The following is a 13,063-nucleotide window of genomic DNA, read 5'->3' as shown; positions in this document are numbered from 1 at the left end:
GGAATTGCGCGTAGCCGACCCGCACCGGCCTCTCGGAACGCTTTGCGGCATCGTGGACCCGCAAGGCCGCCTTCCACCGCGCCGGTGCCCCGCAGCAGGCGGAGCACCGGCAACCCGGCGGCAACCGGGCTTGCGGACGTGCCGTCCTTCAGCCGAAGACGCGCGACAAGGCGCCGTCGATGGCCGCGACGATGCGGTCGATGTCGTCGGCGGTGGCGATCAATGCCGGGCTCAGGCACAACGTGTTGTTCAGGCCGGGAAGCGAGCGGTTGGTGGCGCCGATGATGACGCCGTTCGCCATGCAGTCGGCGACCACCGCCTGCACCAGCCTCTCTTCCGCCGGCTCCTTCGTCGTCCGGTCCTGCACCAGCTCGACGCCGCAGAACAGGCCCTTGCCGCGCACGTCGCCGACGGCGCGGTGGCGCTCCGACAGCTCCCACAGGCCGGCCATCAGCCGCTCCCCCATCGCCCGGGTGTTGGCGAGGAGATTCTCGTCCTCGATGATCCGCATGTTCTCCAGCGCCGCCGCCGGCCCGGCGACGCAGCCGCCGAAGGTCGAGATGTCGCGGAAGAAGGACATGGGATCGGCGGGGTCGTCCTTGAACAGCTCGAAGATCCGTTCGGTCGTCACGGTGCAGGAGATCGCGGCATAGCCGGACGCCACCCCCTTCGCCATGGTGACGAAGTCCGGCTGCACGCCGTAATGCTGGTAGCCGAACCAGGTGCCGGTGCGGCCGAGACCGCAGACCACCTCGTCGATGTGCAGGAGCACGTCGTGGCGGCGGCAGATGTCCTGCACCTTCTCCCAATAGCCCTTCGGCGGGGTGATGACGCCGCCGCCGGCGGTGATCGGCTCCAGGCACAGCGCGCCGACCGTGTCCGGCCCCTCGCGCAGGATCACCGCCTCGATGGCGTCGGCGGCCAGCTCGCCGTAATTCTCCACGGCACCGTACTGGCTGCGGTATTCCAGGCAGTGCGGCACCTCGACGAAGCCGTCGGGGAAGGGGCCGAACTGGGCGCGGCGCTGCGCCTGCCCCGCCGCCGCCAGCGTGCCGAGCGTGGTGCCGTGATAGTCGCGCTCGCGGTAGAGGATCTTGGATTTGCGGCCGCCATGGTGCCGGTGCGCGATCTGGCGCACCATCTTGAACACCTTCTCGTTCGCCTCCGAGCCGGAGTTCGAATAATAGACCCGGCTCATCCCCGGCATCTTGGCGATCAGCTTCTCGGCGAAGCGGGCGCCGGCGATGGATCCGGCGGAGTTGGCGAAATAGTTCAGCTTCACCAGCTGGTCGCGCACCGCGTCGGCGATGCTGGCCCGGCCATAGCCGACATTGACCGTCCACACGCCGCCCGACACGGCGTCGAGATACTCGCGCCCGGCGGCGTCCCACACCCGCATTCCCTTGCCTTCGACGAAGATGCGCGGGTCGGTGGTCTCGAACCCCTTGTGCTGGGTCAGATGGTGCCAGACATGGGCGCGGTCGGCCTCGATGACGTGGCGGATGTCGTTGGTGCGTGACTGGTCGGTCCGAAGGACGTCATCCATCGGTCATCTCCTGGGGGTCGGATGCGGTGCCGGTTGCGGCGGGATCAGGCGGGTGTTTCGCGGTGGATCCTGAACGGCGCCCAGGACTGGCTCACCGGCATGATCTCCACGCTGTTGATGTTGACGTGAGGGGGCAGCGAGACCACCCAGCGCACCGTCTCGGCGATGTCCTCGGGCTGGAGCGGGTCGGCCCCGCCATAGAGCGCGTCGTAGGCGGCCTTGTCGCCGCCGGTGCGCACCAGGGTGAATTCGCTCTCCGACAGGCCCGGCTCGATGGAGGTCACGCGCACGCCCCGCGCCGACAGGTCGCAGCGCAGGCCGAGCGAGAACTGCTTCACGAAGGCCTTGGTGCCGGCATAGACGTTGCCGCCCGGATAGGGCCAGTTGGACGCGATGGAGGCGAGATTGACGATCAGCCCGCGCCGCGCGATCAGCCGGTCCAGCAGCAGCCGGGTGATGGTGACCAGCCCGGTGACGTTGGTGTCGATCATCGTGCGCCACTGGTCGAGGTCGCAGTCCTGCGCCGCCCCGGTGCCGAGCGCCAGCCCGGCATTGTTGACCAGGACGGAGATGCCGGCGAACTCTTCCGGCAGGCTGTCGAGGGCGGCGTTCGTCGCCGCCTCGTCGCGGATGTCGAAGCACAGCGGATGGACGACATCCGGCCCGCCCAGCGCTTCGACCAGGGCGTCCAGCCGGTCCCGGCGCCGGCCGGTGGCGACGATCCGCCAGCCCTCCGCCACCAGCCGCCGGGCGATGGCGTCGCCGAAACCGGAGGTGGCGCCGGTGACGATTGCCGTTTTTGGCGTGGTGTTCGACATGGTGCGATCTTTCCTCATGATGGGGTGGCGAGGCTCAGGCCCAGCGTGACGGCGGTCTGGATCAGCCCGGCGACCGCCACGGCGAACAATCCTCCGGAGGCCAGCCGCCGCCAGCCCTCGACGCCGAGGCGGGCGGACAGCAGCCGGCCGGCGGCGAAGCCGGCAAGGGTGGGGGCCATGTAGGTCGCCAGCAGCCCGGCGACGCCGGGGTCGATGGCCCCGACCATGGCGCGGCCGGCGAGGCTGAGCGCATCGACTGCCCCGAAGAACACCGCCAGCGTGCCCTTGATCGTCCGCCGGTCCCGCCCGCCGGCCAGCAGCCACGCCGCGATCAACGGCCCGCCGACGGCGAAGGCGGCGAGCAGCACGCCGACGGTGAAGGCGATGGCGCCGCCGATTGCGCGGTGCCGCAGCCAGGCTGGCGGCTCGCGCACCAGGGCGACGCAGGCCGCCCCGAAGATGGTCGCCGCGACCAGCAGCCGCGACGTTGCCTCGTCGAGGCTGGCGGCGATCAGGCTGCCGCACAGCGCCCCGGCGAAGCCCATCGCCAGCAGCAGCCCCGACACCGCCCAGTCCACCCGCCCCTGGTCGCGGTCCAGCAGCAGGAAACAGGTCAAGAGCAGGTCGCTGATCAGGATGAAGGGGATGCCGGCCGCCGGAGAGGGCAGGAACAGCAGACCCAGCGCCGCGATCAGCGCATATCCGAACCCCGTCACCCCGCGGAAGGCGGCGGCGAGGAAGGTCACGCCCCCGAAGAGGATCATCGACATCGGACCCGATACCTTCCCGGCGTGGCGTCAGACCTTGCCCTTCCAGGGCACCAGGCGGCGTTCGAGCCAGCGCATGCCGAACTCGAACAGGGCGGCGAAGGCGCCGATGACGAAGATCCCCATCAGCACGATGTCGGTGCGCAGGAAGTTGGAGGCGTTCAGCACCATCTGCCCGATCCCGGTGGAGGCAGCGACCATCTCGGCGGCGACCAGCGTCGTCCAGCCCACCCCCATGCCGATGCGCAAGCCCACCAGGATGTCGGGCAGGGCCGCCGGCAGCACCACATGCACCACCACCTGCCAGCGGCTGGCGCCCAGCGCCCGGGCGGCGTTGACCTGATCGGCGGCGGCGGCCGACACGCCGGCGCGGGCGGCCAGCGCCACCGGGGCGAAGCAGGCGAAGAAGATCAGCAGGATCTTCGAGGTCTCGCCGATGCCGAACCAGATGATGACCAGCGGCAGATAGGCCAGCGGCGGCAGCGGCCGGTAGAACTCGATGAAGGGATCCAGTGCGGCGCGCAGGGTCGTGCTCAACCCGGTCGCCAGCCCGACCGGGATGCCGATCAGCGCCGCCAGCACGAAGGCGCTGACCACGCGCAGCAGGCTCATGGCGATGTGCTCGGCCAGCGGCGCGCCGTCGATCCGTCCATCCACCGCGTCGAGGAAGGCCTGGAAGACCGTCCCGATCTTCGGCAGGAACAGCGGCTTGACCACGCCCTGGCCGGTGAGCGCCGCCCACAGCGCCAGCGCCGCCAGGATGGCCGCCATGCTGACCAGCGCCGGCTGCGACCGGAAGCCCTGCATCCGGCGGCGCAGCCGGCCCAGCGGCACCATCCCGGTCGGGATGCCGGTCAGCCCGGTGCCGAGGCTTTTGGCGGATCGCGCCTGCTCCGTGGCGGTCGGTTTCATGCGGCCTCTCCTGTGGCGGCGTGGCTGCCGTGGTCGCTGCGCTCGTGCCCCTGGTCGCTGCGCTCATGAATGAAGCCCAGCACCCGCTCGCGCATCGCGATGAAATCGGGGGAGGATTTGACCGACCGGGCGTCCTGCCCGGCCAGGAAGCGCCGGCTGAAATCGAGCGGGATCGTCTCGGCGATCCGGCCGGGGCGCGGCGTCATGATGATCAGCTTGGTCGCCAGGAAGATCGCCTCCTCCACCTCGTGGGTGATGAAGAAGGCCATCTTCCGCGTCTCCGCCCACACCCGAAGGATCAGCTCCTGGATCTGTTCGCGGGTGAAGGCGTCGAGCGCCCCCAGCGGTTCGTCCATCAGCAGCATGCGCGGGTCGGCGGCCAGCGCGCGGGCGATGCCGACGCGCTGCTGCATGCCGCCCGACAGCTCGTAGATCCGCTTGTCGGCGAAGGACGCCAGCCCGACCAGCTCCAGCATGCTGCGGGCGCGCCGGCCGCGTTCGGCCTTGCCCATGCCCTGCATCTTCAGGCCGAAGGCGACATTGTCGGCCACGCTGAGCCAGGGCATCAGGGCGTGGCGCTGGAACACCACGCCGCGGTCGGCCCCCGGCCCGGCGACCGGCTTGCCGTCCAGCAGGATCTCCCCGTCCGTCGGCGGCAGGAAGCCGGCGATGCAGGACAGCAGGGTCGTCTTGCCGCAGCCCGACGCGCCGAGCGCCACCACGAATTCCCCCGGTTCGATGGTCAGATCGACCCAGGACAGGGCGACGGTGGCGCTTTCCCCGCCGCCATACTGGACGCTGACATTGCGGACTTCGAGCATGGCTGGTCTCCCGGCGTGAAGGGGGGGCGGAGGAGCGGCGGAGCGTTACTTCGCCGCCGCCTTGACCACGTCGGCGGTGACGAAGGGGCCGTAGTCGGGGGCCAGCTCGGTGACGCGGCCCTGGCTCTTCAGGAACTCGGCGGTCGATTTCAGCGCCTCGGCGGCACCACCGCCCAGCCACTCCCTGGACGCCTGCTCCTCCAGGGTCGGGAAGCGGTAGGCGGCCAGCCCGTCCGGCACGTCGGCCGGGGCGGCACCCGTCCATCTGGCGATGGCGGCGGCCTGCGGCGACGTCGCGGTCCAGCCGGCGCCGGTCCTGGCGTAATCGGCGTCGGCGGCGGCCAGCAGCTTGACGAAAGTGGTCATGAAGTCGGGGTTGGCGGCCATGAAGGCCTTGGTGGCGACGATGCCGTCGAAGGTCGCCTTGCCCTTCTTGGCGAAATCGCCGGCGCTGGCGATGACGGTGCCGGTCTTCTTCGCGGCGGTCAGGACCGGCGCCCAGATGAAGGTGGCGTCGATGTCGCCGCGCTCCCACGCCGCGGCGATTTCCGGCGGACGCATGTTCAGCAGCTTGACGTCCTTGCCCGACAGCCCGGCCTCCTGCAGCGCGTACATCAGCTGGTAGTGCGAGGTCGAGACGAAGGGAACGGCGACCGTCTTGCCCTTCAGGTCGGCGATGGACTTGATGCCGCTGCCGTTGCGGACCACCAGCTGCTCGGCGTTGGCGATGTCGTCCAGGATCCAGAACAGCGTGATGGGAAGCCCCTGCGAGGCCGCCGCGGCGATGGGGGAGGATCCCGCCTCGCCGATGTCGACGTTGCCCGACGACATGGCGCGGATCACGTCGCCGCCGCCGCCGAACTTCACCCATTTCACGGCATAGCCGGTCTTCTTCTCCAGCTCGCCGCTTTCCATCAGGACGCGGATGGGGGTCATCATGTCCTGATAGGCGAAGGTGACGGTCTTCTCCGCGGCCACGGCCGGGGCGGAGGCCCCGAACAGCGCGCCGATTGCGACGAAGGCGGTGGCGAGCAGGGTCTTGCTGAAGGTCATGGCGGGGTCTCCGTCGAGGCCGGTCAATCCGATGCGACCATTGGGCCGATGCGACCATTAGGCCGATGCGGCCATTAGGACCCAGCCGCCGCCCCCGCCGAAAGGTCCAGATCCTCCCGCTTTGCGGCAGTGACTGGTCCGGCGCCCGATCCGCTGCCCCATCCCGCGCCATGTGGCGCCCCTTTGGGCAGACGCCCGTCCGGTAACCATCCCGGCCGCCGCAATCGACGCCTTTCCGCCCGTCACCGGCCGGCACCCTTCTTGCTTTTCCGCATACCGGGGCAGGCAGCCCGGCGTGATGGCCGGCGCGATGGTTTCGGGGAAAGAAGGACGGTTGCACCATGCAGATCGACACCGCCTGGCGGCTTCTTTTCGGCGGGATGGAGCGCGACCCGCAGGGGTTGAGCGCGCGCGTCCGCGGCATCATCGCCGACGCCATCGAGACCGGCCTGCTGGCACCCGACATGCGGGTTCCCTCCAGCCGCAGCCTTGCCGAGGCGCTGGGCATCTCGCGCAACACCGTCAACGCTGCCTATCAGCATCTGATCGACGATGGCCTGCTGGTCGCGCGGGAGCGCAGCGGCTTTTTCGTTGCCCCGTCGGACGACCGGCGTGCGTCGGAGCCCACGCACACCGGCGCCGCGGCGGACAAGGCCGGCGGCTGGGCGGCGCGCTTCGCCATCCGGCCGTCGCGCCTGCCGCAGATCACCAAGCCGCGCAACTGGACGGACTATCCCTATCCCTTTCTGTTCGGACAGTTCGATCCCAGCCTGTTTCCGACCAACCCATGGCGGGAGAGCGTGAAGGCGGCGTCCAGCGTGCAGGAGATCACCCGCTGGGCCCGCGACATGATCGACGACGACGACCCCGACCTGCTGGACCAACTGCGCCACAAGGTGCTGCCCCGCCGCGGCATCTTCGCCGGTCCGGGCGAGATCATCGTCACCATCGGTTCCCAGCATGCACTGTCGATGCTGGTCCAGCTGCTGGTCGGCCGCGACACGCCGGTGGGGATCGAGAATCCAGGCTATCCCGACGTGCGCCACATGGTCGGCATGGCGACGGCGGACATAAGGCCGCTGACCTGCGACGGCTTCGGCGTCCTGCCCGATGCGGTGTTCGCCAGCCGCCGGGTCGCCTTCGTGACGGTGGGGCACCAGTGTCCGACCACCGCCGTGATGCCGATGGGGCGGCGGCGCGCCCTGCTGGACGCCGCCGCCCGCCACGACGTCGTCCTGATCGAGGATGACTATGAATCCGACCTGTCGGTGGAGGGCGATGCCGATCTGCCCTGCCTGAAGAGCCTCGACCGGGCCGACCGGGTGATTTACACCGGCAGCTTCTCCAAGATCCTGGCGCCGGGCCTGCGCATCGGCTACATCGTGGCGCCGAAGCCGGTGATCGACGAGCTGCGCGTCCTGCGCCGGCTGATGCTGCGCCACCCGCCGACCAACAACCAGCGCAGCCTCGCCACCTTCATCCAGCTCGGCCATTACCGCCAGCATCTGCGCCGGACCGCCGCCGTGCTGGAGGAGCGGGCCGAGCTGATCGCCGAACTGCTGCCGAAGCTTCTGCCCGGCTGCCGGCCCCGCCGCGACTTCGGCGCGAAGAGTTTCTGGATCGAAGGGCCGCCCGACCTGGACAGCCGCGATCTGGTTCGCAGGGCACGCGATCAGGGCGTCCTGATCGAAGCCGGCGATATCTTCTTTCTGGATCCCGCCGAGGGCCGCCGGTATTTCCGGCTGGGCTTCACCTCCATTGCCGCTCACCGGATCGAACCGGGGTTACGCCGCCTTGGGGCTTTGCTGGCGGCGTGAACCGGCGTGACCCCGTCGGCACCGAGATTGGGGGTTTTCGGGCAAGGACATCTCCCGCCTGGGTCGTGTCAGTGCTCTTCCAGATCGGCCAGTCCGGATTCTGGGAACAGGACGTCGATGAAGCCGAACTTGGACATGTCCACGATCCGTTGGGGATAGAGGAAGCCGTCGAGGTGGTCGAACTCGTGCTGGAAGACCCGGGCGTGGAAGCCTTTCGCTTCGCGGACGAGCGTCGTGCCGTCCTCCAGCGTGCCGCCATAGCGGATGTGCGTGCACCGCGGAACCATCCCGCGCAGCCCCGGAACCGACAGGCAGCCCTCCCAGGACTCCTCGACCTCTTCGGTGAGTTTCTCGAACCAGGGATTGATCAGCGTGGTGACGGGGACGGGAGGCACGTCCGGGTAGCGCGGATTGGCGTCGAAGCCGAAGATGATCACCCGCAGGTCGACGCCGATCTGCGGTGCGGCCAGCCCGGCACCGTTGGCGGCATGCATGGTTTCGAACATCTCGGCGATCAGCGACTTCACCGCCGGGTCGTGGATATCCTCGACCGGCCTCGCCACCCGTTGCAGCCGGGGATCACCCATCTTCAAGATTTCGCGCATGATGTGTCCGTCAATCCGATCCGATGATCTCAATGAGTCATTGAGATCGACCGCAGTGCAAGCCCGCTCTGAGCCGTTCAGCAGCCGTGGCTTCGGTCGTAGCCATTGATGGCCGGTGCGCGCCATCCCTCCGGCAGTCGGGCGGGCTTGTGGATCTCGACGAGAAGCGGATGGCAACTGGCCGTGTCCGAGGAGTGCTCCGACGAGCAGTCGCCGCCGGGGCAGGCGGACATGCAGCCGAGCAGGTCCACTTCGGCGAAAAACTCCAGGTAGTCGCCCGGCCGCACGGGGCTCGCCTTCATGAAATACTGCCCGGTGTCCCGGGTAAAGCCCGTGCACATGAAGACGTTCAGCACATCGTGGATGTGGGGTTCGGCCTCGGCCAGGCTCATGCCGGTGGCTTTCGCCAGGGCGCGGGTGAGATTGGAATGGCAGCAGTGGTGGTAATGGTCCCCGCTGCTGAGCAGGTTGTGCGTGTAGGGGTCGCAGCGGGTGCCGATGACGTCATGCACCGACCCGCCGAATTCGTCGAAACCGTACCAGTCGAGCGTGTCGTGCGTGATGGTGGCGATGGGGCGGAGATAGGGGAGGTTGGAAAACAGCTGATCGCCAAGCCCCACATGGGTGCCGTTCAGCGCCCGGGTCTTGCCGGTGTAGAGCCGCTCCTTCAGATCGTTCGCGTTGAAGAGGTTGAGGTCGCCAACCTGTGCGCCCTCGGTCGAGACGATGCGGCAGAAGTGGCCGGCGGGCACGGTCCAGGTGGCCGCATCGCGCGGCGGGACCACCACCGTCCCGACCAGTTCCATCCCGTCCCGCACCGCGCGGTATGCCGCCAGATCGGCACGCGGCAGGCTCTGCGTCGGATAGCAGATGACCGGCCTGACCGCCTTGCGTGCAGCGGCATCTGCGGGGGGCGCGGTGATGGGGGTGGGCTTCATTGGCTTTTCCGTTCGATTGTGCCCGCTCGCGGCGAGGGCTGTTCAGGGACTGTTCAAGGACGGTTCAGGGGTTGTTGCGCAATCGGGCTGCGCCCTGGGCCGAAGCCTTCACCGGGATCGGCACCGACAACACCATTGAGATCGGTAACGGCCATATGGAAACCATCACTCCTCTTCCGTCGCGACGGTGAAGTTCCGGTCCCTCCGCCTCAACTCGTCCAGCAGGCCGTCGATGATGCGCAGCGCCTGTGCCGTAGCGGCATTCACCTCGCTTCCGGCGGGATGGATGAGGAACAGCGTGCGCATCAGCGCCGGGTCGCAGATTGGCCGGATCACCAGGGTGCCGGCCTGGATGTCTTCCGCGACGGCGCTGTGCGGCAGGATCGCGCAAGCCAGTCCGCGCCGGACCATGTCCTTGATCGCCTGCATCGATTCCAGCGAGAAGGCGATGTTCGGCACCAGACCGCGCGCCGTCATCGCATCGGTCACCAGGCGCCTGACCAGATCGCCCTCGTTGGGCATCGCCAGGTCGGCGTCGGCGATGGCCGCCAGCGACAGCGGGCCGGTCCCGTCGAACCGCGAACCCGGATGGGTGATCAGGCACAGCGCCTCGTTCAGCCGCGGTTCCCGGTGCAGCATGCGGCTGCGCGGCACCGTGTAGGCCAGCGCCAGATCCAGCTTGCCCGACGAGACATGGCCGATGAGGGCATGGCTCAGCTCCTCGAACAGCTTCAGTTCCACCCCCGGAAGGGCGCCGTGCAGCCGCTCCATCAGCCTGCCGGCCAGCAGTCCGGACAGGCTGGGGGTCAGTCCCACGGCCAGCGTTCTCGGAACCTGCCCGGCGGCCTCGCGCAGCGAGCGCTTCAAGTCCTGCAGGCGCCGCACCATCAGCCGCGCCTCTTCCAGAAAGAGGAGGCCGGCCGGGGTGGGGTGGGTTCCGGTGACGGTGCGGACCAGCAGCGGCACGCCGAACTCCCGCTCCAGCGCCTTGATCTGCACCCCCAGCGCCGGCTGCGCGATGTTCAGCGCCAGCGCCGCCTTGCTGATGCTGCCCAGTTCGCAGACGAGGATGAAGCTTTCCAACTGGCGGCTGCGCATCGGTCGCGATCCATCGTTGCGGTCCAGTGGGGCGGTCCAGTGGGGCGGCCCTGCGGCACGCCACCGGCAGGGACGGAAGCCTCGCATCGGCGGTGGGGGAGGGCAAACAATTTTTGTATGGGGGTGGTCCAAAGCTGTCCTAGACAGGGCCGGCGGGCTGCATTTGTATGCTTACAAAACAAACAGAATTCAGGCGCAACGCCGAACGCCCGACACCGGGAGGGAGATGCAGCCCATGCGTGGCCTATCGTCAGAAAGAGCACCGGTCCCCCAGGATGCGGCAGGCGCGTCCCATCCGGCGCAGCCCATTCCCTTCGGCCGCGCCCAGGGTCCGAGCGGTGCCCAGGGTTCCAACGGCCTCGCGGCCGGCGCCCACGCGGTGATGACCGGCGTCACCCGCATCTTCGGATCGGCGGTCCATGCGCTGGGTCCGGTCGACCTCGACCTGCGCCGGGGAGAGTTCTTTTCCATCGTCGGGCCGTCCGGCTGCGGCAAATCCACCCTGCTCGACGTGCTGGCCGGGCTGAGCAGCCCAACCGACGGCAGCATCACCTTTGAAGGCAAGCGCGTGCGCGGCACGGTTCCCGACGGGGTCGGCGTGGTCTTCCAGGAGGATGCGTCGTTCCCCTGGCTGTCCGTGCGCGACAACATCGCCTTCGGCCTGCGCCGCGCCGGCTTCCGCGGTGCGGAGGCGGAGGAGCGCGTTCGCCATGCCATCGATTTCATGGGGCTGAACGATTTCGCCGACGCCTATCCCAACCAGCTGTCCGGCGGCATGCGCCAGCGCGTCTGCATCGCCCGCACGCTGGTGATGCGTCCGCGCCTCGTGCTGCTCGACGAGCCGTTCGGTGCGCTCGACCAGCAGAACGCGCCTGCTGATGGGCGACGAGCTGCTGCGGCTGTGGCGGGCCAGCGGGGCGACCGTGCTGCTGATCACCCATGCGCTGGACGAGGCGGCGATGCTGTCCGACCGCATCGGCGTGATGTCGTCGCGCCCCGGCCGCTTCATCGAGATCATGGAGACCGGCTGGCCGCGCGACCGCACCAGCGCCATCGCCGCCGAACCCGCCTTCGGCGAGGTCACCACCCGGCTGTGGAACACGCTGCGCGAGGAGTCGCTGAAGGCGATGGCCAGCCAGCGGAGGGTCGCGGGATGACGCGGGCCGGCATCCAGCGCCTGCTGATCACCGCCGCGACCGTCCTGGCGCTGGAGGCGTCCTGCCGGCTGGGCTATGTCGGGCGCGCCACCATGATCCCGCCGTCGGAGATGCTGGCCGAGCTGGTCCGTCTGATGGGAACCGACGGGTTCTGGTCGCAGATCGGCTTCACCTTGCGCAACATCCTGGCCGCCGCCGTCGCCGCGATGGTCGTTGGCTTTGCCGGCGGCGTCGCGCTCCACGCCCTGCCGCGGGTCCGCCGGGCGGTCGAGCCGCTGATCGCCAGCTACTACGCCCTGCCGTTCTTCGTGCTGTATCCGCTGTTCATCGTGCTGCTCGGCATGAACGCGCTGCCGATCATCGCCATGGGCTTCCTCTATGCGGTGATGGCGATGGTGACGGCGACGCTGTCCGGGCTGGACCGCATCCCGCCGGTGCTGCGCAAGGTCGGCCGCACCTACCGCCTCGACCGCGTCCAGGACGCGCTGCTGATCCAGCTTCCGGCCGCCGGGCCGCACATCTTCACCGGGGTGAAGCTGGCGCTGAGCTATTCGGTGACCGGCGTGATCGGGGCGGAGTTCATCCTGGCCGGCAGCGGGCTCGGCTACTCCATCGCCTTCGCGTACAACAATCTCCAGGACCGGACGATGTACGCGCTGCTGCTGTTCGTCGTGGTCTTCGTCTCCAGCCTGACCGTGCTGCTGCACTGGGCGGAACAGCGGGTGCGCCACCGTTCCGGTGCGGGCCGCGTCGGCGCCGCCCGCGACACCGCCGGGGCAGGGGAGAAGCTGGTGGCCGCCGCCGTCATCGCCCTGCTGATCCTGGGCGGCTGGCAGCTGTTCCACGGGCTAGCCGGGGACGAGGCGCTGGCTTCGCCCGCCGTCACCCTGAACCGGATGACCGTCCTGTTCGGCAACCCGTCCTTCTGGGAAAATGTGGCGGAGACCGCCAAGGCGCTCGGGCTGTCGCTGCTGATCTCCTGCCTCGGCGGCGGGCTGGCGGGGGTGCTGATCGGTGCCAACCGTGCGCTTTCGGACGTGCTGGAGCCGCTGTTCGTCACTCTCTACGCCATTCCCAAGGTCACGCTCTATCCGGTGATCCTGCTGCTGTTCGGGCTCGGCATGCCGGCGAAGGTCGCCTTCGGCACGCTCCACGGCTTCATCCCGATGATGCTGGTCACCATGGGCGCCATCCGCGCCATGAACCCGGTGCTGCGGCGCTCGGCCCGCGCCATGCGGCTGACGCGGATGCAGACGCTGACCGCGGTCCTGGTGCCGGCGACGGTGCCGGAGATCGTGACCGGCCTGCGCATCAGCTTCTCCATCACCCTGCTGGGCGTGATGGTCGGCGAGATGTTCGCGTCCAAGCGCGGGCTGGGCTTCATGATCATGAACGGCATCAGCGTCAACGACACCGCGACGATGATGAGCGTCACCGTGCTGATCGGCCTGTTCGCCCTGGCGGTCAACAGCGCGCTGCTCGCGCTCGACAACCGGATGCACCGGGTCGCCTGAGCGGCGCCCGTATTCGA

The 13,063-nt window shown here is 69.0% G+C and carries 12 protein-coding genes and 1 pseudogene; 4 read left to right on the top strand and 9 right to left on the bottom strand.

The features are described 5' to 3' along the window. Positions 1 to 148 precede the first annotated feature (148 nt). From ACWPN8_RS29385 to tauA, 6 genes are read right to left on the bottom strand one after another with little or no spacing between them, the layout of a single operon-like run. Positions 149 to 1,546, bottom strand: a complete 1,398-nt coding sequence (locus ACWPN8_RS29385) for an aminotransferase family protein (RefSeq protein ID WP_492243314.1) — start codon at positions 1,544 to 1,546, stop codon at positions 149 to 151. Between the two features lie 44 nt (positions 1,547 to 1,590). Next, entirely contained in the window at positions 1,591 to 2,364 is a 774-nt protein-coding gene (locus ACWPN8_RS29380; RefSeq protein WP_492243313.1) for an SDR family NAD(P)-dependent oxidoreductase, read from the bottom strand. 14 nt (positions 2,365 to 2,378) lie between these two features. Then, entirely contained in the window at positions 2,379 to 3,134 is a 756-nt protein-coding gene (locus tag ACWPN8_RS29375; protein ID WP_492243312.1) for a TSUP family transporter, read from the bottom strand. Between the two features lie 27 nt (positions 3,135 to 3,161). Beyond that, positions 3,162 to 4,043 (bottom strand): ABC transporter permease subunit, encoded by an 882-nt coding sequence (locus ACWPN8_RS29370; protein WP_492243311.1) that lies wholly within the window; start codon positions 4,041 to 4,043, stop codon positions 3,162 to 3,164. After that, complete coding sequence (gene tauB, locus ACWPN8_RS29365; protein WP_492243310.1) at positions 4,040 to 4,864, bottom strand: taurine ABC transporter ATP-binding subunit; 825 nt, start codon at positions 4,862 to 4,864, stop codon at positions 4,040 to 4,042. Before tauB ends, ACWPN8_RS29370 begins: the two co-directional genes overlap by 4 nt. A gap of 45 nt (positions 4,865 to 4,909) precedes the next feature. Next, positions 4,910 to 5,917, bottom strand: coding sequence for a taurine ABC transporter substrate-binding protein (gene tauA, locus ACWPN8_RS29360; RefSeq protein WP_492243309.1), 1,008 nt, complete (start codon positions 5,915 to 5,917; stop codon positions 4,910 to 4,912). A gap of 341 nt (positions 5,918 to 6,258) precedes the next feature. On the opposite strand from tauA, the gene ACWPN8_RS29355 reads away from it, so the two are divergent. Continuing rightward, on the top strand, positions 6,259 to 7,734 hold the full coding sequence (locus ACWPN8_RS29355) for an aminotransferase-like domain-containing protein (protein ID WP_492243308.1): 1,476 nt from the start codon (positions 6,259 to 6,261) through the stop codon (positions 7,732 to 7,734). 68 nt (positions 7,735 to 7,802) lie between these two features. Here the strand turns inward: ACWPN8_RS29355 and def are convergent, their stop codons facing one another. From def to ACWPN8_RS29340, 3 genes are all read right to left on the bottom strand, one after another. Then, positions 7,803 to 8,339: a peptide deformylase gene (gene def / locus ACWPN8_RS29350; protein WP_211099166.1), complete on the bottom strand. Its 537-nt coding sequence runs from the start codon at positions 8,337 to 8,339 to the stop codon at positions 7,803 to 7,805. Positions 8,340 to 8,416: 77 nt separating this feature from the next. Then, positions 8,417 to 9,277, bottom strand: a complete 861-nt coding sequence (locus ACWPN8_RS29345) for an urea carboxylase-associated family protein (RefSeq protein WP_492243307.1) — start codon at positions 9,275 to 9,277, stop codon at positions 8,417 to 8,419. Positions 9,278 to 9,442: 165 nt separating this feature from the next. Next, positions 9,443 to 10,375 (bottom strand): LysR family transcriptional regulator, encoded by a 933-nt coding sequence (locus ACWPN8_RS29340; RefSeq protein WP_158285411.1) that lies wholly within the window; start codon positions 10,373 to 10,375, stop codon positions 9,443 to 9,445. Between ACWPN8_RS29340 and ACWPN8_RS29335 the strand changes: the two are divergent. The 3 genes and pseudogenes from ACWPN8_RS29335 to ACWPN8_RS29325 all read left to right on the top strand — a co-directional run. Next, positions 10,296 to 11,162: pseudogene (locus tag ACWPN8_RS29335) on the top strand (ABC transporter ATP-binding protein); the annotation flags it as partial. The gene ACWPN8_RS29340 and the pseudogene ACWPN8_RS29335 overlap by 80 nt on opposite strands. A gap of 61 nt (positions 11,163 to 11,223) precedes the next feature. Continuing rightward, a complete protein-coding gene (locus ACWPN8_RS29330; protein WP_492243501.1) occupies positions 11,224 to 11,532 on the top strand; it encodes a hypothetical protein in 309 nt (102 codons plus the stop codon). Then, positions 11,529 to 13,046, top strand: coding sequence for an ABC transporter permease (locus ACWPN8_RS29325; protein WP_492243495.1), 1,518 nt, complete (start codon positions 11,529 to 11,531; stop codon positions 13,044 to 13,046). The genes ACWPN8_RS29330 and ACWPN8_RS29325 overlap by 4 nt, the downstream gene beginning before the upstream one ends. Positions 13,047 to 13,063: the final 17 nt, after the last annotated feature.

It is taken from the genome of Azospirillum sp. UENF 112521, from assembly GCF_058780665.1.
Note: the sequence above shows the minus strand (reverse complement) of the source record. Positions and strands in the feature narration are given on the sequence as shown.

Coding starts and splice junctions, on each gene's coding strand:
- ACWPN8_RS29385 (WP_492243314.1), bottom strand. CDS start 1,546: ATGGATGACGTCCTTCGGACCGACCAGTCACGCACCAACGACATCCGC.
- ACWPN8_RS29380 (WP_492243313.1), bottom strand. CDS start 2,364: ATGTCGAACACCACGCCAAAAACGGCAATCGTCACCGGCGCCACCTCC.
- ACWPN8_RS29375 (WP_492243312.1), bottom strand. CDS start 3,134: ATGTCGATGATCCTCTTCGGGGGCGTGACCTTCCTCGCCGCCGCCTTC.
- ACWPN8_RS29370 (WP_492243311.1), bottom strand. CDS start 4,043: ATGAAACCGACCGCCACGGAGCAGGCGCGATCCGCCAAAAGCCTCGGC.
- tauB (WP_492243310.1), bottom strand. CDS start 4,864: ATGCTCGAAGTCCGCAATGTCAGCGTCCAGTATGGCGGCGGGGAAAGC.
- tauA (WP_492243309.1), bottom strand. CDS start 5,917: ATGACCTTCAGCAAGACCCTGCTCGCCACCGCCTTCGTCGCAATCGGC.
- ACWPN8_RS29355 (WP_492243308.1), top strand. CDS start 6,259: ATGCAGATCGACACCGCCTGGCGGCTTCTTTTCGGCGGGATGGAGCGC.
- def (WP_211099166.1), bottom strand. CDS start 8,339: ATGCGCGAAATCTTGAAGATGGGTGATCCCCGGCTGCAACGGGTGGCG.
- ACWPN8_RS29345 (WP_492243307.1), bottom strand. CDS start 9,277: ATGAAGCCCACCCCCATCACCGCGCCCCCCGCAGATGCCGCTGCACGC.
- ACWPN8_RS29340 (WP_158285411.1), bottom strand. CDS start 10,375: ATGCGCAGCCGCCAGTTGGAAAGCTTCATCCTCGTCTGCGAACTGGGC.
- ACWPN8_RS29325 (WP_492243495.1), top strand. CDS start 11,529: ATGACGCGGGCCGGCATCCAGCGCCTGCTGATCACCGCCGCGACCGTC.